This is a genomic window from Clavibacter michiganensis subsp. tessellarius (genome assembly GCF_021922985.1).
Classification (GTDB): domain Bacteria; phylum Actinomycetota; class Actinomycetes; order Actinomycetales; family Microbacteriaceae; genus Clavibacter; species Clavibacter tessellarius.
In genome coordinates, this window is record NZ_CP040788.1 from 2,603,647 (window position 1) to 2,622,342 (window position 18,696).

General features: G+C 75.5%; 21 protein-coding genes. 13 read left to right on the forward strand and 8 right to left on the reverse strand.

The window, feature by feature from the left end:
* Positions 1-110: 110 nt before the first annotated feature.
* The 3 genes from FGG90_RS12310 (at position 111) to FGG90_RS12320 (ending at position 1,644) form a co-directional block, all read left to right on the forward strand.
* The gene (locus FGG90_RS12310; RefSeq protein WP_237583376.1) at positions 111-581 is read left to right on the forward strand and encodes a fluoride efflux transporter FluC; all 471 of its coding nucleotides are present in this window, start codon (positions 111-113) and stop codon (positions 579-581) included.
* Complete coding sequence (gene crcB / locus FGG90_RS12315) at positions 578-958, forward strand: fluoride efflux transporter CrcB (RefSeq protein ID WP_094126745.1); 381 nt, start codon at positions 578-580, stop codon at positions 956-958. Before FGG90_RS12310 ends, crcB begins: the two co-directional genes overlap by 4 nt.
* Positions 959-1,023: 65 nt before the next feature.
* Positions 1,024-1,644 carry an NUDIX hydrolase gene (locus FGG90_RS12320; RefSeq protein ID WP_094126743.1) on the forward strand — a complete coding sequence of 207 codons (621 nt, stop codon included), beginning with the start codon at positions 1,024-1,026 and terminating at the stop codon, positions 1,642-1,644.
* 45 nt (positions 1,645-1,689) lie between these two features.
* Here the strand turns inward: FGG90_RS12320 and FGG90_RS12325 are convergent, their stop codons facing one another.
* Positions 1,690-2,235: a dihydrofolate reductase family protein gene (locus FGG90_RS12325; protein WP_094126741.1), complete on the reverse strand. Its 546-nt coding sequence runs from the start codon at positions 2,233-2,235 to the stop codon at positions 1,690-1,692.
* 241 nt (positions 2,236-2,476) lie between these two features.
* On the opposite strand from FGG90_RS12325, the gene FGG90_RS12330 reads away from it, so the two are divergent.
* From FGG90_RS12330 to FGG90_RS12365, 8 genes are all read left to right on the forward strand, one after another.
* Positions 2,477-3,718, forward strand: coding sequence for a sugar ABC transporter substrate-binding protein (locus FGG90_RS12330; protein ID WP_094126739.1), 1,242 nt, complete (start codon positions 2,477-2,479; stop codon positions 3,716-3,718).
* Positions 3,718-4,707 carry a carbohydrate ABC transporter permease gene (locus FGG90_RS12335; protein ID WP_094126737.1) on the forward strand — a complete coding sequence of 330 codons (990 nt, stop codon included), beginning with the start codon at positions 3,718-3,720 and terminating at the stop codon, positions 4,705-4,707. Before FGG90_RS12330 ends, FGG90_RS12335 begins: the two co-directional genes overlap by 1 nt.
* Positions 4,700-5,590, forward strand: coding sequence for a carbohydrate ABC transporter permease (locus FGG90_RS12340; RefSeq protein WP_094126735.1), 891 nt, complete (start codon positions 4,700-4,702; stop codon positions 5,588-5,590). The genes FGG90_RS12335 and FGG90_RS12340 overlap by 8 nt, the downstream gene beginning before the upstream one ends.
* A 79-nt stretch (positions 5,591-5,669) precedes the next feature.
* Complete coding sequence (locus tag FGG90_RS12345) at positions 5,670-6,443, forward strand: ThuA domain-containing protein (protein ID WP_094126733.1); 774 nt, start codon at positions 5,670-5,672, stop codon at positions 6,441-6,443.
* The gene (locus tag FGG90_RS12350) at positions 6,440-7,648 is read left to right on the forward strand and encodes a Gfo/Idh/MocA family protein (RefSeq protein WP_094126731.1); all 1,209 of its coding nucleotides are present in this window, start codon (positions 6,440-6,442) and stop codon (positions 7,646-7,648) included. Before FGG90_RS12345 ends, FGG90_RS12350 begins: the two co-directional genes overlap by 4 nt.
* Before the next feature lie 20 nt (positions 7,649-7,668).
* The gene (locus tag FGG90_RS12355) at positions 7,669-9,009 is read left to right on the forward strand and encodes an ROK family protein (protein WP_210433020.1); all 1,341 of its coding nucleotides are present in this window, start codon (positions 7,669-7,671) and stop codon (positions 9,007-9,009) included.
* Positions 9,006-9,680, forward strand: coding sequence for an HAD family hydrolase (locus FGG90_RS12360; RefSeq protein ID WP_094126729.1), 675 nt, complete (start codon positions 9,006-9,008; stop codon positions 9,678-9,680). The genes FGG90_RS12355 and FGG90_RS12360 overlap by 4 nt, the downstream gene beginning before the upstream one ends.
* A 60-nt stretch (positions 9,681-9,740) precedes the next feature.
* A complete protein-coding gene (locus FGG90_RS12365) occupies positions 9,741-10,040 on the forward strand; it encodes a hypothetical protein (RefSeq protein WP_094126727.1) in 300 nt (99 codons plus the stop codon).
* A gap of 50 nt (positions 10,041-10,090) precedes the next feature.
* Here FGG90_RS12365 and FGG90_RS12370 read toward each other — a convergent pair whose 3' ends face one another.
* Positions 10,091-11,095 carry a hypothetical protein gene (locus FGG90_RS12370; RefSeq protein WP_237583378.1) on the reverse strand — a complete coding sequence of 335 codons (1,005 nt, stop codon included), beginning with the start codon at positions 11,093-11,095 and terminating at the stop codon, positions 10,091-10,093.
* A gap of 187 nt (positions 11,096-11,282) precedes the next feature.
* Here FGG90_RS12370 and aroQ point away from each other — a divergent pair, with 187 nt between their 5' ends.
* Positions 11,283-11,873, forward strand: coding sequence for a gamma subclass chorismate mutase AroQ (gene aroQ, locus FGG90_RS12375; RefSeq protein ID WP_094126725.1), 591 nt, complete (start codon positions 11,283-11,285; stop codon positions 11,871-11,873).
* A gap of 128 nt (positions 11,874-12,001) precedes the next feature.
* On the opposite strand, the gene FGG90_RS12380 is transcribed toward aroQ, so the two are convergent.
* The 5 genes from FGG90_RS12380 to FGG90_RS12400 form a co-directional block, all read right to left on the reverse strand.
* Entirely contained in the window at positions 12,002-12,340 is a 339-nt protein-coding gene (locus FGG90_RS12380) for a YnfA family protein (RefSeq protein ID WP_094126723.1), read from the reverse strand.
* Positions 12,341-12,413: 73 nt separating this feature from the next.
* Positions 12,414-12,905 carry an FBP domain-containing protein gene (locus tag FGG90_RS12385; RefSeq protein ID WP_094126721.1) on the reverse strand — a complete coding sequence of 164 codons (492 nt, stop codon included), beginning with the start codon at positions 12,903-12,905 and terminating at the stop codon, positions 12,414-12,416.
* Between the two features lie 233 nt (positions 12,906-13,138).
* Complete coding sequence (locus FGG90_RS12390; RefSeq protein ID WP_094126719.1) at positions 13,139-13,588, reverse strand: MSMEG_6728 family protein; 450 nt, start codon at positions 13,586-13,588, stop codon at positions 13,139-13,141.
* 93 nt (positions 13,589-13,681) lie between these two features.
* Positions 13,682-14,482: a GNAT family N-acetyltransferase gene (locus FGG90_RS12395; RefSeq protein ID WP_094131294.1), complete on the reverse strand. Its 801-nt coding sequence runs from the start codon at positions 14,480-14,482 to the stop codon at positions 13,682-13,684.
* A gap of 70 nt (positions 14,483-14,552) precedes the next feature.
* On the reverse strand, positions 14,553-16,196 hold the full coding sequence (locus FGG90_RS12400; RefSeq protein ID WP_094126717.1) for a hypothetical protein: 1,644 nt from the start codon (positions 16,194-16,196) through the stop codon (positions 14,553-14,555).
* Between the two features lie 200 nt (positions 16,197-16,396).
* Here FGG90_RS12400 and FGG90_RS12405 point away from each other — a divergent pair, with 200 nt between their 5' ends.
* The gene (locus tag FGG90_RS12405; protein ID WP_094126715.1) at positions 16,397-17,437 is read left to right on the forward strand and encodes a LacI family DNA-binding transcriptional regulator; all 1,041 of its coding nucleotides are present in this window, start codon (positions 16,397-16,399) and stop codon (positions 17,435-17,437) included.
* Between the two features lie 58 nt (positions 17,438-17,495).
* Here the strand turns inward: FGG90_RS12405 and FGG90_RS12410 are convergent, their stop codons facing one another.
* Positions 17,496-18,497 carry a LacI family DNA-binding transcriptional regulator gene (locus FGG90_RS12410; protein ID WP_094131292.1) on the reverse strand — a complete coding sequence of 334 codons (1,002 nt, stop codon included), beginning with the start codon at positions 18,495-18,497 and terminating at the stop codon, positions 17,496-17,498.
* Positions 18,498-18,696 lie beyond the last annotated feature (199 nt).

Sequence of the window (18,696 nt, forward strand, 5' to 3'; positions counted from 1 at the left end):
CTCCCGCGGGAGGCGCGGCGGTGGGGCTCGCCGTACCCGAACCTCGACATCCTCGTCGACGACAGTCCCTGTCTCACGGCACCGCCATGCCATCCGAGATGGGAGACCCCATGACCCACCGCTCGCCCCACGACCGCCCGCCGCAGCCCGTCCACCTCCGCGCCTCGTCGCTCGGCCTCGTCGCGCTCGGCGGCGCCGTCGGCACGGGGATCCGCGAGGCCCTCGCGCTCACCTGGCCCGCGCCCGCGGGCGGCCTGCCGGTGACGATCCTCCTGATCAACCTCGTCGGCGCCTTCGTGCTCGGCGCGCTGCTCGAGGCGCTCGCCCTCCGCGGGCCCGACGAGGGCCGTCGCCGCGGCATCCGGCTGCTGGTCGGCACGGGCGTGCTCGGCGGCTTCACCACCTACAGCGCGCTGGCGACGGACGCGGCTTCGCTCGCCGGATCCGCGCTCGGCGTCGCCCTCGCGTACGCGGCGCTCTCGATCGTGGCCGGCGCGGTCGCCTCGCTCGCCGGGATCGCGGTCGGCGGCGCGCTGCACCGGCGCTCGGCGGCCGGCCGCGGGACGGGGGCGGCGTCGTGACCGGCCCCCTCGTGTTCGCGCTGATCTGCGTGGCCGGCGGCGCCGGATCCGCCCTCCGCCTCCTCGTCGACGGCGTCGTGAAGGGCCGCCTCGGCGCCTCGTACCCGTGGGGCACGACCGTCATCAACGTCACCGGGTCCTTCGGCCTCGGCCTCCTCACGGGCGCGGCCGCGCACGCCGGGCTGCCGCACGACCTGCTGCTGATCCTCGGTGGCGGACTCATGGGCGGCTACACGACCTTCAGCACCGCCAGCCTCGAGACCGTGCGCCTCGCGCAGGCGGGCCGGCTCGGCGCGGCCCTCGCGAACGGCGTCGGCATGCTCCTCGCCTGCGTCGCGGCCGCGGGCCTCGGGATCGCGCTGGGCGGGCTGCTCTGATGGCGCTGCTCGCGGCGCGCACACGGCCGCTCGGCGCCGCGGCGGCCCGCGCCTAGGCTCGCGGGATGAGCGTCCCCGGAGCCGACCCCGTCCCCCGCGACGCGGATCCGGTCGCGAGCGGCGCCGATGCCGAGCCCGGCTGGACCACCACCGACCGGCGCGACGCCCACCGCGGACGCGTCGTGCTCGTCGACCACGGCGTCGTGCTGCCCGACGGGTCCGCCTCGCGGTACCTGGTCGACGAGAGCGTGCCGTTCGCGGTCGCGACCCTCGTGGTCGACGGCGACGCCGTGCTCCTCACCCGCCAGTACCGCTTCCCGCTCGGGCGGTGGATCCTCGACCTCCCCGGCGGCGCGGGCGACGCCGACGAGGAGCCCGCCGACGCCGCCCGCCGCGAGCTGGAGGAGGAGCTCGGTCTCGTCGCACCGGAGGTCCGGCCGCTGCGCACCTACGCCGTGAACCCCGGCCGCGCCGCCTGGCTCGTGCACGTGTTCGCGTGCACGGCGCCGACCACCGCGGGCACGCCCGACCGCTCCGACCCCTCCGAGCAGGTGCGCCTCGTGCGGATGCCGGTCGTCGAGCTGGACGCGCTCATCGCCGGGGGCGGGATCGTCGACCCGACCCTGCTGATCGCCCGCGCGGCCGCCGCCGAGCAGGGGCTGCTGCCGCCGGTCGCGCCGCGCTGAGCGGGAGGCCGGCGCGCAGGAGGCGCCGGCCCGGACCGCGCGCGCTCAGTCGCGCCGCGCGTACGTCAGCACCGCGTTGCCCTTGCTCGTGACCTCCGAGCGGCGCAGCTCCAGCCGCGTCATCGGGTCGCCCGGGTCGAACAGGTGCCGGCCGGCGCCCGCGACGACCGGGTGGACCATCAGGGTCAGCTCGTCGAGCAGCCCCGCGAACAGCAGCGCCCGCGTGAGCGAGATGCTCGACAGCACGGCGATCTCGCCGCCCTCGCCGCGCTTCAGCTCCGCGACCGCCTCGAGCACGTCGCCCTCGATGCGGGTGGCGTTCCAGCCGAGGTCGCCCGTGAGCGTCGTCGACGCGACGAGCTTCTCGAGCGGGTTCACGAACGCGACGAACGGATCGTCGGCGGGCGCGGCGGGCCAGTGCGCCGACCACGCCTCGAACCCGCGCCGGCCCATGACGGCGGTCGTGACCGACCCGATCATGCGCCCGAGACCGGCGCCGAGCTCGGCGTCGAACGAGTCGTGCTGGAAGAGGTGGGGGTCCTCGACCACCCCGTCCACGGACGCGAACAGGCCGGCGGTCAACGTGCGCATGGGCTCCTCCTCGAGCTGCGGGTGCGCTCCACATGATCCGCGCCCGGCCGGGCGGCGTCCAGCGTCCGGCGGCATCCCGTCCCGCTCCGCCTGTGGTTAACCGCTTTACACAACCCCCGATCGGGTGTTAGCGTCGCCGCCATCGGGTGCGCGACGACGCCTCCCGGATGCGTGCGGAGCTGGCGGATCAGGAGGTCGTCGCACCCCGGACCCACCGCCACCTCAAGGAAGAGACCACGCGATGTCCCCACGATCCACCGCCCGCCGCCGCCGACTCATCGGCGCCGCCGCCTTCGCGGCCACCGTCCCCCTCGTGCTCGCCGGCTGCTCCGGCGGCGGGGGAGGCGGATCCTCGTCCGGCGGGGATCCGACGACGATCACCGTCACCGACTACTACAACGAGGGCAACGACAACACGGTCATCGGCGACACCCTCACGAAGTGCGGCGAGTCGCTCGGCGTCACCATCAAGCGCACGTCGATCCCGGGCTCGAGCCTCATCCAGAAGGTGCTGCAGCAGGCCTCCTCGCGCACCCTCCCCGACGTGCTGATGCTCGACAACCCCGACCTGCAGCAGATCGCCGCGACCGGCGCGCTCGCCCCGCTCGAGGACTTCGGCATCTCCACCGACGGCTACGCGAAGGGCGTCGTGGACGCCGGCACCTACGAGGGCAAGACGTACGGCCTCGCGCCCACCGTCAACACGATCGCGCTGTTCTACAACACGAAGATGCTGGCCGACGCGGGGATCCAGCCGCCCACCACGTGGGACGAGATGAAGACCGCGGCCGCGGCGCTGAAGGACGGCGACCGCTACGGCATCGCGATGGACGCCAACGCCACCTACGAGGGCACCTGGCAGTTCCTGCCCTTCATGTGGTCGAACGGCGGCGACGAGAAGGACATCGCCACCCCCGAGACCGCGGAGGCGCTCCAGCTCTGGACCGACCTCGTGAAGGACGGCTCGGCCTCGCAGAGCGTCGTCAACTGGACCCAGTCCGACGTCAACGACCAGTTCATGGCCGGCAAGACGGCGATGATGATCAACGGCCCGTGGCAGATCCCCGCGCTCACCGAGTCGGGCGTCGACTACGGCATCGCGAAGATCCCCGCGCCCACCGCCGGCGGCACCGCCGTCGCCCCGCTGGGCGGCGAGGTCTGGACCGTGCCGCAGACGGGGAACAAGGAGAAGCAGGCCACGGCCGCGAAGGTCGTCGAGTGCCTCAACTCCGACGAGAACCAGCTCGACATGGCCACCAAGCGCTTCACGATCCCGTCGAAGACCGCCGTCGCCACCGAGTTCGGCCAGCAGGTGCCCGCGGAGCAGGTGTTCGTCGACCTCGTCGCCGACGCCCGCGCCCGCACCGGTGAGCTCGGCGAGGCGTGGCCGAAGGCCGCGACCAAGATCTACACGGCCGTGCAGTCGGCGCTGACCGGCCAGTCCTCCCCGGAGGACGCGCTGAAGAACGCCGAGCAGGGCTGATGGCGACGACCGCCGTCCCCGCCCGCCCCACCGCGCAGGCGGCCGGGCGGGCCCGGGGCGCCGGGGTCGCGGCCTCCGCGCGGGGGCCCGTGCGCCGCCGTCCCCGCTTCAGGTGGGAGCGCTTCTTCCAGGCGATGTTCCTGGTGCCGGCGGTCGTCTACCTCGTGCTCTTCTTCGGCTTCCCCGTCGTGAAGAACATCGTCATGAGCTTCCAGGAGTACACGACGACCACCTTCTACACGGGCGAGGCGCCGTGGGTCGGGTTCGCGAACTACGCGTCCGTCATCTCGTCGTCGATCTTCTCCACGGCGCTGCTGAACACGTTCCTGTTCACGGCCGGGTCGATCCTCGGCCAGTTCGTGATCGGGCTCGTGCTGGCGCTGTTCTTCCGCCGCTCGTTCCCGCTCAACGGGCTGCTGCGGGCGCTGCTGCTCCTGCCGTGGCTGCTGCCGCTCATCGTCTCGAGCGCGGTGTGGAAGTGGATCCTCGACCAGGACTCCGGCGTGCTCAACCAGTTCCTGCTCGGCACGGGCGCGGTGCAGGACCCGGTGCCGTGGCTCACGAGCCCGGCGTTCGCGCTCATCACGGTGATCGCGGTGAACGTGTGGATCGGGATCCCGTTCAACACGACCATCCTCTACGGCGGCCTGCAGGACATCCCGCCGGAGCTGTACGAGGCCGGCTCCCTCGACGGGGCCACCGGCTGGAAGGGCTTCCGCCACATCACCTGGCCGCTGCTGCGACCCGTGGTGGGCGTGGTGCTCGTGCTCGGCGTCGTCTACACGATCAAGGTGCTCGACATCATCCTCGGCCTCACGAACGGCGGACCCGCGAACGCGACGCAGACCATCGCGACGCAGTCGTACACGCTCTCGTTCCAGCAGTTCGACTTCGGGTCGGGCGCCGCCCTCAGCAACATCCTCATCGCCATCTCGGCGGTGTTCGCGGTGGTCTACCTCCGCGCGAACAGGAAGGCCGTCGATGACTGACACTGCCGCCCGCGTCGCCCCCGCCCGCGGGGCCTCCCGTCCCGCCCTGCCGCGCCCGGTCGGGTCGCGGAGGCCGCGCGCCGACCGCAGCTGGATCTCCACGGTCGTCGGGATCGTGATCCTCGCGCTGATGCTGTTCCCCGTCTACTGGATGGTGAACATCTCGCTGCAGCCGGCCGGCCCCGCCATCGAGGCCGCCTGGTTCCCGTTCGAGGCGCAGTTCGGCGGGTACGCCACGGCGCTCCGCGAGCAGGGCCAGGCGCTCGGCACGAGCCTCGTGATCGCGCTCGGCAGCGTGGTGCTGAGCCTCGCCGTCGCCACCCCGGCGGCGTACGCGCTGGCGCAGTTCCGGTTCCGCTGGATCAACGCGGTGCTGTTCGGCATCCTCATCTCGCAGATGATCCCGGGCATCGTCGTCGCCAACGCGCTCTACGCCGCGTACAACGACGTGGGGCTGCTCAACTCGATCCCCGGGCTGATCCTCGCGGACTCCACGGCCGGCATCCCGTTCGCGATCCTCATCATGCGGGCGTTCATGGCGAACATCCCGCCGTCGATCATCGAGGCCGCGAAGGTGGACGGCGCCGGGAACTTCCGGGCCTTCCGCTCGATCGTGCTGCCGGTGAGCCTCAACGCCGTGATCACGGCCGGGCTCTTCACGTTCCTCTTCACCTGGAGCGACTTCCTGTTCGCGCTGACGCTCACCACCACCGACGACGTGCGCCCCATCACGCTCGGGATCTACCAGTACATCGGGACGTACACCGCGGACTGGAGCACGGTGATGGCGACGGCCGTGCTCGCGTCGCTCCCCGCGATCGTGCTGCTCCTCGCGGCGCAGCGCTTCATCGCGGCGGGAGCGACGGGCGGCGCGGTCAAGTGATCCGGCTCCCGCGCGCCCGCGCTCCCGACGGCCCTCCCGCCGCCTCCGACATCCGCACGATCCTCAGAGAAGAGACACCATGACCGACACCACCTCCCCGCTCCGCGTCACCGTCTGGGGCGAGAACCGCCACGAGCAGATCGAACAGCACGTGCAGGAGCGCTACCCGACCGGGATGCACGGCGCCGTCGCCGAGGGCGTCCAGGAGAACCTCCCCGGGGCGCACGTCGAGATCGCCACCATGGACCAGCCCGAGCACGGCCTCACCGAGGAGCTGCTCGCCCGCACGGACGTGCTCACCTGGTGGGGCCACGCCGCCCACGCCGAGGTGGACGACGAGATCGTCGAGCGCGTGCACCGCCACGTGCTCGCCGGGATGGGCCTCATCGTGCTGCACTCGGGGCACTGGTCGAAGATCTTCACGAAGCTCATGGGCACCACGTGCACGCTCCGCTGGCGCAGCGAGCACGACCGCGAGCTGGTGTGGACCGTGAACCCGCAGCACCCCATCACCCGCGGCGTGCCGAACCCCATCGTCATCGACGAGCAGGAGATGTACGGCGAGTACTTCGACGTGCCCACGCCCGACGAGCTCGTCTTCATCTCGGGCTTCACGGGCGGCGAGGTGTTCCGCAGCGGCATGACCTACCGCCGCGGCTTCGGCCGGATCTTCTTCTTCTCGCCCGGCGACCAGGACTTCCCCGTGTACCACCACAGGGACGTCCGCCGCGTGATCGCGAACGCCTGCGAGTGGGCCCGACCCGACCGCGAGCGCGAGACGCCGACGCTGCTCCGCTACGAGTCCGGCGAGTTCTTCCAGGGCGCCGACTACGCCGGGGCGCTCGAGCGATGACGGACGCGGGGGAGCGCACGGGCGCCGACCACCGCGTCGTCGCGCCGGCCGACGGCGCGCGCCTGCGGGTCGTGCAGGTCGGCGCGGGCGGCATGGGGCGGCAGTGGCTGCAGGCGGTCGCGGAGGATCCCGACGTCGAGCTCGTGGGCGTCGTCGACCTCGACGAGCAGGCCGCGCGGGACGGCGCCGCCGCGCACGGGGCGACGGCCGAGGCGTCCACCGACCTCGGCGAGCTGATCGAGCGGGTGCGGCCCGACGCGGTGATCGACGTCACCATCCCGCGCGCGCACCACCCCGTCACCACGCAGGCGCTCTTCGCCGGCATCCCGGTGCTCGGCGAGAAGCCCGTCGCGCTCACGGTCGCGGAGGGGCTGTCGCTCGCGGCGGCCGCCGAGATCACGGGCGAGCTGTTCATGGTCAGCCAGTCGCGCCGCTACAACGACCAGCTCGTCGCGCTCAAGCGGCGGGCGGCCGACCTCGGCGGCGTCGGCATCGTCACCACCGAGTTCTTCAAGGCCCCGCGCTTCGGCGGGTTCCGCGAGGAGATGGACGACGTGCTCCTGCTCGACATGGCCGTGCACCAGTTCGACGCCGTGCGGTACCTGCTCGACGCGGATCCGGTGAGCGTCTCGTGCGAGTCGTACAACCCGGCGTGGAGCTGGTACCGCGGCGACGCGGGCGCCACCGCGGTCTTCACGTTCGAGGGCGGCGTGCGCTACGTCTACACGGGCAGCTGGTGCAGCCCGGGCGCGGAGACGTCGTGGAACGGATCCTGGCGGCTGAGCGGCGCGCACGGCACCGCCCTCTGGGACGGCGACCACGCGCCCACGAGCGACGTCCCGGACGCGCCCGACGGACCGCCCGCGGAGCCCGCGGCCGCCGAGTCGGTGGGCGTCGAGATCGCCGGCTCGCTGCGGGCGTTCGTGCGCGCGCTGCGGACCGGAGAGCGGCCGCACGGCGAGGTGCACGGCAACGTGATGAGCCTCGCGATGGTGGAGGCCGCGATCGAGTCCAAGGACGCCGACGCGCGCGTCGCGATCGACGACGTGCTCGAGCGCGCCCACGCGACCGCGCTCGCCGACGAGCGGCGCGACGACGTGCGCGCGCGGCTCGAGTCGTGGCGCGGCCAGGGGGTGCGCCGGGCGCTGCAGGGGCAGGCGTCCGCCGGCGCCGCGGCCGTCGCCCGCCCGGCCGCCGCCGGGTAGCCTCGTCGGGTGGGGATCCAGTGACCGGGCAGGAGACGGGCGACGCCGAGCGCGCGCCCCTCGCCCCGGTCGCGGACCCCGCCCGCGCGGTGCCGCTCGCGCCGGATCCGCGCTCCCGCGAGGTCCCGCCCGCCGGCGACGCCCGCTCCCGCGGCACGACGCCCGACCACGTCCGCCGCTCCAACCTCGCGACCGTGCTCCAGATCGTGCACGAGACCGGCCCCGCGTCGCGCTCCGAGCTGACGCGCGAGACGGGCCTCAACCGCTCCACCATCGCCGCGCTCGTGGGCGAGCTGCAGGACCTCGGCCTCGTGGTCGAGTCCGAGCCGCCCGGCACCAACCGCGTCGGCCGGCCGAGCCCCATCGTCTCGGCGGATCCGCGCATGGTCGTCTTCGCGGTCAACCCCGAGATCGACGCCGTCACCGTGGGCCTCGTCGGCCTCGACGGGGTCGTGCAGCGGCGGGTCCGCCGCGACACCGACGGGATCCCGACCGCCGCGCAGGCCGCCGACCTCGCGAGCGCGATCGTCGCCGAGCTGCGCGCCGACCTCCTCGCCGCCCGGCCCGACGCGCGCGTGCTCGGCGTCGGCGTCGCGGTCCCCGGCCTCGTGCGCTTCGACGGCGGCCTCGTGCGCCTCGCGCCGCACCTCGGCTGGGTCGACGAGCCGTTCGCCGCGCTCCTCGCCGAGGCCACCGGGCTCCCGGCGCTCGCCGCCAACGACGCGAGCCTCGCCGCCGTCGCGGAGGGGCGCTTCGGATCCGGCCGCGACGTCGACGACCTCGTCTACCTCAACGGCGGCGCGTCGGGCGTCGGCGGCGGCGTGCTCATCGGCCGCCGACCGTTCGGCGGCGCGGAGGGCTATGGCGGCGAGCTCGGCCACACGCTCGTCGACTCCGGCGGCGAGCTGTGCCACTGCGGCGCCGTCGGCTGCCTGGAGACGACCGTCGGCCAGGACGCGCTGCTCGAGGTCACGGGCCTCCCGCGCGCCCGCGCCGACGAGCTCGGCGACGTGCTCGCCGCGGCGCTCGCGGCGGGTGAACCGGCCGTCACCCGCGAGGTCGAGCGGCAGATCGACAACCTCGCGGTCGCGCTGCGCAACGTCGTCAACATCTTCAACCCGTCGCTCGTCGTGCTCGGCGGGTTCCTCGGCTCGCTGCACGCGGCGGATCCCGACCGGATCCTCGCCCGCGCCACCGCCCAGGCGCTCCCCGGCGCGCGCGAGGCCCTGCGCATCCGCCGCGCCGCCCTCGGCCCCGACCGGCTCATGATCGGCGCGGCCGAGCTGGCGTTCGCGCGCGTGCTCGTGGATCCGTCGGGCGTGATGCGCGCCGCCGGCGCCTCCGAGCTCCCCCCGGCATGAGCGGGTCGGCCCGACCCGGCGCGCCCGTCGACCTCGTGATCCTCGACTGCGACGGCGTGCTCGTCGACAGCGAGGTGCTCGCCGTGGAGATCGACCGGGCGGTCCTCGCCGAGCTCGGCTGGGACATCACGACCGAGGAGGTGGTCGAGCGCTTCGTCGGGAAGTCGCACGCGTCCTTCACGGCCGAGGTCGCCGCGCACCTCGGCCGCCCGCTCGCCGACGACTGGGACGCGCCCTACCTGCACCGCTACGCGGACGCGTTCGAGGCGCACCTGCGGCCGGTCGACGGGATCGAGGACGCGCTCGACCGCATCACGACGCCGACCTGCGTGGCCTCGAGCGGCGGCTTCCCGAAGATCCACGCGAACCTCGCGCGCACGGGTCTCCTGCCGCGCTTCGCGGGGCGGATCTCCAGCGCCACCGAGGTGGAGCACGGCAAGCCCGCGCCCGACCTCTTCCTCCTCGCGGCCGCGCGCATGGGCGTGGATCCGGCGCGCTGCGTCGTCGTGGAGGACAGCCCCTACGGCGTGCAGGGCGCCCGGGCCGCGGGCATGCGCGCCCTCGGCTACGCGGGCGGGCTCACCCCGGCGCACCGGCTGCGCGACGCGGGCGCGACGGCCTTCGACGACATGCGCGACCTGCCGCGGCTGCTGCGGGAGCTCGCCGGCTGAGCGCGGGGTGCCCCGAGCTGGGGCGCGCGCCGCGTCGCACGGCGCCGTAGCGTCGAGCGCATGGCCTCCTTCCCGCGTCCCGTCTGGGACGCGGCCGCCGCGATCCTCTTCACGGCCGCCGTCCTCGCCGTCGGCGTGTGGTCCGGCGGCTGCAGCCGGTTCGGGGAGGCGCCCCTCCGGTGCTGGGCCGGGCCGAGCCTCGGCTGGCCCGTGGCGATCCCGGTGGCCGTCGTCTGCGCGTCGCTCGCGGTCCTGTGCCTCCGTCGAGCGCTCCGCGGACGGGCGGCTCGGGCGGCTCGGACGGATCCCGGGGACGGCGACCGAGCCGCCGCCGACCCGACCCCCGGGCGTGACGCGTGAGCGCGCCGGATCCGGGATCCGCGCGCGGCCGCCGCTAGCGGCCGGACGGATCAGGCCGCCGCGGACCGCACGCGCCGGCGCCGCACCACGAGCGCGCCGGCGACCGCGACGACGACGAGCACCGCGAGCTCCGGCAGCACGCGCGCGGCCGGGCCGAGGGCCGCGACGAACACCTGGCTCGCGAAGTCGACCAGCTCCAGCGGGTAGCGGAGGAGGGCCCGGGATCCGAGCGCGGACGAGACCGCCGTGACGAGCGCCTGGCCGAGCCAGAGCACGACCGTCGCGAGCACCGCGCCCACGATCCGGCCCGCGCCGCGCAGCCCCGTCGCCGCGATCGCGAGCCCGAGCGCGACCGACGGCACCCAGCGCGCGACGGCCGTCAGGGCGGGCTCGATCGACCCGATCCATCCGCCGTCGACGACCGGCGGCGCGCTCGTCACCCACGCCGCGAGCAGCGCGGCCGGCACGGCGGCGGCCACCACCGCGAGCCCGACGGGCGCGAGGGCCAGCACGAGCGCGACGACCGCGGCCACGGCGATCGCCGCGACCGTGCCGCCGACGAACGCCACGAGGTCCACCTGCGCCTCGCTGATCACGGCGCCCGTGCGGTCGACGCCGACGGGCTGCGGGTCGTCGACGCCGAGCCCGTCGGCCGTGACCGTCGCGGCCTGCAGGAGCGCGAGCGCCTGCGCGACGACGAGGCCCGCGACGACCAGCCACGCTCCGCCGCGAGGCAGCCGGGGTCGCAGGATCCGCGCGGCCGCGCCGGCGAGCCCGCCGCCGACCACGATCACCGCGGCCAGCAGCGCGACCGTGTACTGGTTCAGCGGCAGCAGCGCGAGGGGCATGTCCGCCGCGGACGCGACGTCCTGCGCCCACAGGTCCTGGAGCGGGAGGCGGAGGCCCGCGAGGATCCAGGGCAGCAGGCCGAGCGCGGCCGCGGCGACGCCGACGACCAGGGCGAGGAGCGCGCCGCGGACGCCGCGGATCGCGCCCGACCTGCCGGGAGCGTCGGAGGCAGGGGCGGCGTCGGGCGCGGCGTCGGGTGCGGTCATCCGCCCACGCTATCGACGACCGCGCGCGATGCCCCCGCCCCCGATCGGGCCGGCCTGTGGACGCCGCCGTCCGCCCGGGCGCGTCGTCTGCCTATGCTCGCCGCTACCCGACCGCGCCGACCCGACCCGACGTGCGCCGACCCGCTCGCCCCCCTCGATCGACCCGCCCTCCGCAGAACGGATCCCCATGCCCCACCGCGCGCTCCTCGTGTCGTCCGCCTTCGCCGTCTCCCTCGCCGCCGTGCTCGGCGCCGCCGCGCCCGCGCAGGCGTGCCCGCGCGATCCGGCCGAGCAGCAGGCCGTCACCGCCGTGGCGTCCGCCGCGCTCGACCGCCTCGAGATCGCCGACGACGTGGCCGCGTCGAAGTACCTGTCGGGCAAGGCCGTGGCGGATCCCGCGCGCGAGCAGGCCGTCATCGACGCGACCATCGCGGCCGCGAAGGCCGACGGGGTCGACCCGGTCGCCGCCGAGCGCATCATGCGAGCGCAGATCACCGCGAGCAAGCAGGTGCAGTACGCGCTCATCGCCCGCTGGCACGCGCACCCCGACGAGGCGCCGACCACCGCGCCCGACCTCACCACGAGCGTCCGCCCGCGCATCAACGCGGTCGACGCCCGCCTCATCCCGGCCATCGGCCAGGCGCACGACGCGCTCGACGACCGGTCCTGCGGCCACCTCGTGAAGGACGCGCGCGGCGAGCTCGGCCAGGGCCTCGACGACGCGCACCGCAAGGCCTTCCGCACCGCGCTCGCGACGGTGTGCACCCCGGAGTCCTGAGCTCCCCCCGAGACCCGGTCGGGTCCGCTGCCCCCGATGCGCGGATCCGGCCGACCCACCGCGCGCGTCCGTCCTCCGGGGCGGGCGCGCCGTCGTGAGCGGGATCGGCCTCCCGCGTCGACCCGGGTTCAGGCGCCCGCGCCGCGCGGGCCCGCCATGATCACCGCGACGCCGAGCAGGCAGATCACGGCGCCGGCGACGTCCCACCGGTCGGGTCGGTAGCCGTCCACGATCGCGCCCCACAGGAGCGAGCCGGCGACGAACACGCCGCCGTACGCCGCGAGGATCCGGCCGAACGAGGCATCCGCCTGCAGCGACGCGATGAACCCGTAGGCGCCGAGCGCCATCACGCCGAGCCCGGCCCACCACCACGGCCGGCCTTCGCGCACAGCCTGCCAGACGAGCCAGGCGCCGCCGATCTCGGCGACCGCGGCGAGGGCGAACAGGATCACGGTGCGCAGCAGCATGCTCCGAGCATGGCCGACGCCGGGGCACGCCGGCCGGCCCCGCGGTCGCGGCCGGCCCCGCCGTAGCAGCGGATCAGGCCGTCGACGCCACGTCCGCCGCGAAGGACGCGACGCGCGTGCGCAGGTCCTCGATGAGCTGCGCGGTCGCCGCCTCGGGGTCGAAGCCGAGGTACGGGATCGGCCGGGGCTTCCGCACGTTGGCGCTGCACTCGAAGTCGGTGCAGACGAGCGTGCCGATGGTGTTGCCGTTGCGGCCGGCGGATCCGGCCCGGCGCGCGCCGTAGAACACGACCGGCGCGGGCAGGCGCACGTCCTGGCACCACGAGCACTGGGCGCGGGAGCGCGGGGCCGTGCCGGCCTGCTGCAGGAGCACGCCGATCAGCTCGTCGCCCGCGGGGACGACGACGATCCCGCGCTGCGGGGCCTTCGGGTCGCGCCAGCCGAGGAAGTCGAGGCGGTCCCAGGCGAGGTCGGCGAAGCCGTCGGGGAGGCGGACGTCGCGCGCCTCGCGCTGGGAGGCGTTCACGAGGGACGCGCGGATGTCGGATTCGGTGAGGGGGAGCATGGCTGCCTTCGTACGGGGTCGCGGCGGTGCCGCGGGATCGGGTGTCAGGGGTGGCGGCCGGATCCCATGAGGATCGACGGCGTGCCGGGAGCGGCCGGCCCGACCGGGCGCGGCGACGGATCCGTGACTACCTGGTGCCGACGGACGTGCCGCCGACGACCTCCCCACGCCCCGAGGGCGTCGCGCTGCTCATGTCGCTCACGAGGCAACGGTACCCCGGGTGGGGGAATGCATCACGCGCTCGCGACCGGCCAGACGTAGTCGAGGTCGTCGGGATCCCCGGGGAACGACGGGCGGTACAGCTCCGGCGCCTTGGCGAGCAGCTTCGAGCGGTGGGAGAGGTGCAGCTCGGGGCGGCCCCACCACGGCGGCCGGACGATGCGCCCCTCGGAGTACGCGGCGAGGTCCTCGGGCACCTCGGCGATGACCGCCAGCGTCTTCTCGAAGCACGTGTCGGCGAAGCCGCGCCGCATCCACTCGGCGCAGGTCGCCTCCTGGTACTCCATGAGCGCGGGCCGGTATCCGCGCCACATGCGCGTGACGGGGTGGCTCTGCCAGCCGTAGCCGGCGACGGTCACGGCCCTCATCACCTGCAGCGTCTCGACGCGCTGCTTGCCGAGCCGCTTGTCGTCGAGCACGGCCATGCTCGCGTCGAGCTCGGGGTAGGGGAGGAACGTCTGCACCCGGCCAGTCAACTCCGGTGGGCGCGGGGGCGGCCGGGGGCGGCCTCGGGCGATGCCGGCTCCGGATCCCGCGGGGCGGGCCGTGCGCCGCGGTCAGCGCGACCAGGCGTACGGCGTGGTCGTGGAGCAGGCGAGGAGGCCGGACCGCTCGAGGATCGGGCGCGACAGGTCGGTCGAGTCGCTGTGGATCAGGGTCCGCCCGGCGGCGAGGGCCGAGCGCGCGCGGGCGGCTGTGAGCGCGCGGTAGATCCCGCGGCCGCGCCACCCCGGCACGGTCGCGCCGCCCCAGATGCCGGCGAAGTCGGATCCGGGCACCGGCTGCAGGCGTCCGGCCGTGACGACCCGGCCGTCGGCCTCCGCGACCCACAGCTCCATCGCGTCGTCGAGCTCGAGCCGGCGGAGGATCGCGTCGGCGTGGTCGGAGGAGACCGCGTCGCCGAACACCTCGTCCTGCATCGCGCTCATGGCCCGCACGTCGGCCTCGGCCGTGACCCGGCGGAGCGTCACGCCGTCGGGCAGCGTCACGTCGACCGCGAGCCCGCGCGCCTCGCCGAGCATGATCGTCTCGCGCTCCTCGGGCGCGAAGCCGTGCGCGCGGAGGATCCCGTCGAGCCCGGGTGCGCGGTCGTGGCCGCGCGTCTTCCACTCGACCGCCGTGATCGTCGGGTCGTCGCGGAACCGCGCGAGGGCCGCGGGGACCAGCTCGCGGATGGCCTCCTCGTCGAGGCCGCCGAGGTCGGCGTACGTGATGAAGCCGCGGCCGCCGGGGAAGGCGGCGAGCCGCAGCGGGCCGAGCTCGCGCACGTCGAGCGCGTCCGTCGTCTCGGCGTCGGTGCGGAGCTGGGCGTCGTAGGCGGCGAGGAGGCGGGCGGCGGATGCGTCGTCGGGGGTCACGGGCCGACCCTGCCGCACGTGGCCGCGCTGACGGCCGGTCTCGGCGGGCGGCACCACGCGCGCCGCCGGCTCACGCCCGCCGACGCAGCTCCAGCACGCGCGCGGACGGCCCGCCCGGGGCCGACCGCACCGTGAGGATCCCGCGCACGGCGTCCCACTCCGCGTCGCCGCCCGCCGCGCCTCCCTCGGGCACCCGCGGGAAGACGAGCACGACGTCGACCCGGCGGCCGAGGAGCGACGGGAAGGAGAGGAGCGCGGCGTCCGCGTCGCCGAGGTCGATCGCGACGACGACCGCGTCCCCGGTGTCGCGCGCCGCGCAGGTCACGTGGTCGTCGCCCGCGGGGACCCCCCGGGGCCAGAGCGGCACGGAGCGGGTGAGGCCGTCGCGCAGGTCGTCGGCGACCCGGAGGGCGTCGGCGGCGAGGGCGCGCTGATCCGGCCGCAGGGCGTCGTCGGCGTCGTCCGCGTCGTCCGCGTCGAGGTGGAGCACGCCCGCGAGCCCGGCGACGAGCGCCGCGGTCGTCTCCGCGGTGGTCATGTCGGACCGGAGGCGCACCGGGATCCGGGTCTCCTCGGGCAGCGTCGAGAGCGCCGCGGTCGCGATGCCGGTCGCGTCGTGGACGCGGTCGGACGGGATCGCGCCGGACGCCCGGTGCTCGGCGCGCCGGGCGCGGGTCAGCGCCGCGGCGGCGTCCTCGAGGTCGGCCCCCACGGCGAGGAGGGCCGACGCGGGGGCGGTGGAGGCGCCGGGGGCCAGCGGCGCCGCGGTGGTGGGCTCCGCGGGGGCGGGGCGCGAGAGCGCGAGCCGGCAGTCGGCGGTGCCCTCGAGCACCTGCCACCGCCAGGACGCGTCGGCCGCGACCTCCCACAGCCAGGCGACCTCCTGCCGCTCGGAGAGGAGGGCGGCGACGGGCAGGGCGGGCCCGGTCCCGGTCCCGAGGGCGGCGGCCAACGCGCGATCCACGGATCCGCGTCCCGCTCCCGCGCCACCCGCGCCTCCCGCGCCCGGGCACGGCAGCAGCTCGCCGCTCCGCAGGGCCCGCGCCGACCAGCGCTCGACGCCCGCGGCATCCACCCGGCCCTCGAGGAGCTCCCAGTCGGCGGCCGGATCCGGCACGTCGCCCTTGTCGAGCCGCACGCCGAGCGGCGCGGCCCAGCAGGTGACGGCCGCGACGCGCACGGGGGCGCCGGTGCCGTTGGTCACGACCACGGTGCTGCGGAGGGCGCCGTCGCGGCCGTGCAGGGTGGCGGTCACGCGGATCCCGGCGGCCGTCGCCTGCACGAGCACGAGCGTGGCGCCGTCCGCGGAGACGGAGTGGGCCACGTATCGCAGGTCGGCGCCGACGGCCGCCGCGACGCCCGAGCCGACGGCCGCCGCGACGCCCGAGCCGACGCCCGAGCCCGATCCCACGCCCGTGCCCACGCCCTCGGCCACGAGCGCGTCGACGAGCGGGACCGGCTCCGCGACCACCGTCTCGACGCACCCCGCGACCAGCCGCGCGAGCACGACCGGGCCGTCGGCGGCGCGGCGGAGGTGGAGCTCGAGGCGGCCGCTGCGCCAGACGAGGTCGTCGCGCCGGTCGTCGGGCGCGGGATCGACGCGGCGGGAGCGGCCGGCGACGCGGGCCCGGTCGCGGCCCCGGTCGGCCTCGCGGCGGGCGGCGGGGGAGGACGCGGATCGCGGACGCAGCTCGACGAGCGGGGTGGCGGTCATCGTCGTCCTCCGGGTGCCGGGCGGATCGCTCCGCAGTTCGTCATCGAACAGTCGTTGCGCAACTCCCACGAGTTCCGCACGGCGTCCCGTCATTGTCCACCCCGGCTCACTGGGCGGCAAGAGGGTGCCGGGTCTCGATCCGGCATCGGGAGGGCGCGGAAGTTGCGCAACTACGCCCCTCGCTCGGCTAGGCTCCGCCCATGGACAGCAGAGCGGCCGCGCCCCGGCCGACCATGGCGCAGATCGCCGAGCGGGCCGGCACCACCGTCCCGACCGTCTCGAAGGTGCTGAACGGCGGCACCGACGTCTCCGAGGCGACGCGCGAGCGCGTCATGAGCGCCGCCCACGCCCTCGACTACCGCCGGCGACCGCGCACCCGGGCGACCGAGCCGGATCCGCGCGCCGGCCGCATCGTCGACGTCGTCGTCGGCCACATCGAGGGCAGCTGGATCGGGCCCGTGCTGAGCGCCATCGAGGAGGAGTCGTCCGCGGCGGGCGTCGACCTCGTGCTCACGCGCGCCCGACCCGACGGCGAGTGGATCCGCCGACTCCTCCGCCGCCCGTCGCTCGGCGCGATCCTCGTGCTGGTCGACGTGTCCGCCGCGGGCCTGCACACCCTCACGACGGCGGGCATCCCGGTGGTCGTCATCGACCCGAGCACCCGGCCGCCGGCGGAGGTGGCGAGCGTCGGATCCACCAACTGGGAGGGCGGGCGGATGGCGGCCGAGCACCTCATCGCCCAGGGGCACACGCGCATCGGCGTGATCGGCGGCCTCCGCTCGCACCTGTTCGGCAGCGCGCGCATCGACGGCCTGATGACGGCGCTGCGCGCGGCGGGCGTCGTGGTGCCGGACGAGCGCGTCGCGTTCTGCGACTGGGACCGCGAGCGGGCCCGCTCCGCCGCGGGCGCCATGCTCGCCGCGCGCGACCGGCCCACGGCGTTCTTCGCGTGCTCCGACGTGATGGGCCTCGGCGTCTACGAGGCCGCCGACGACGCGGGCCTGCGGATCCCCGACGACCTCAGCGTGCTCGGCTTCGACGGCGTGCAGGAGTCGGCGTGGGCCATGCCGCCCATGACGACCGTGCGCCAGCCGATCGCCGAGATGGGCGCCACCGCGTTCCACATGCTCGAGCAGGCGCACCGGTCGCCGAGGTCGCGCGCGACCGGCTCGCCGGCGTCGCGGATGGAGCTGGAGACGGAGCTCGTGCTGCGCGGATCCGTGGCGCCGCCGCGCCCCTAGGCCGCCGCGCCCGAGATCGATCTCGCGTCGCCCACGCGGTGACGCGGCTCACGCGGACTCACGCCGACTCGCGCTGCACGAGCGTCGTCGGGAGCACCGGCTGCCGGTCGACCTCCTGCCCGAGCGACGCGGCGATCACCGTCTCGGCGGCGACGCGGCCCATCTCCTCGAGCGGCTGGCGCACGGTGGTGAGCGGCGGGTCCGAGGTCGCCGCGATGATCACGTCGTCGAAGCCCACGACCGAGACGTCGACGGGGACGCGGCGCCCGGAGGCCTGGAGCATGCGGATCGCGCCGACGGCCATGAGGTCGGAGGAGGCGAAGACGCCGTCGATGTCGGGGTGCCGGTGGAGGAGGCGGGCCATGGCGGCCGCGCCGCTCTCGAGCGTGAACTCGGCGTGCACGATGGCGCCGTGCTCGATCCCGAGCTCGGTGAGCTCGTCGCGCCAGCCGCGGATCCGGTCGCGAGCCGGCTCCATGTCGTGCGGCCCCGCGATGATCCCGAGCCGCCGACGCCCGGCGTCCGCGAGCGCGCGGGCCGCGAGGCGCCCGCCGCCGTGGTTGTCGGAGTCCACGATGATCGCGTCGTCCGCGAGGGCGCCGCGCGGGCGGCCGACCCAGCCGATCGGCACGGGGGAGTCCGCGAGCGTCGGGGCGAGGTGCGTGATCTCGTGCTGGAGGATCACGACCGCGCCGTCGACCGCGCGCGAGCGGAGGAAGCGGGGGATCCGGTCGGCGTCGTCCTGGTCGGCCGGCAGCAGCACGGGCTGGAGGTCGGCGGCATGCAGCGCCTTCGCGGCGCCCTTCAGCACCGAGGTGAAGAACGTGCCGGTGAGGCTGTCGAGCTCGTCGACCGCGATGACCAGGCCGATCGCGCCCGCCCGGCCGCCGCGCAGCATCCGGGCCGCGCTGTTCGCCTCGTAGCCGAGCTGCTCGGCCGCGTGCAGCACGGCGGCGGACATGCGGGCGTCGACCTTCGTGCCGCCGGAGAGCACGCGCGCGGCGGTCGCGCGGGAGACGCCGGCGGCCTGCGCCACGTCGACGAGCGTGGGGCGCGTCATGCGGCGGCCGCCGTGCTGGTCATGGACCCCTCCCGGATCGGCGCCGCCCACGGGCGCGGAGCCTCCCTGATCCTAGGCGGAGATCGATGTCCGGGCGCCGGTCTCGGTTCGGCATCGCCGCTTGCACGACCCCGGCACGCGAGCTACGGTGACGCCAAGAGATCGTTCTCTCGGCGGGAGCACCGGCGCTCCGATCACG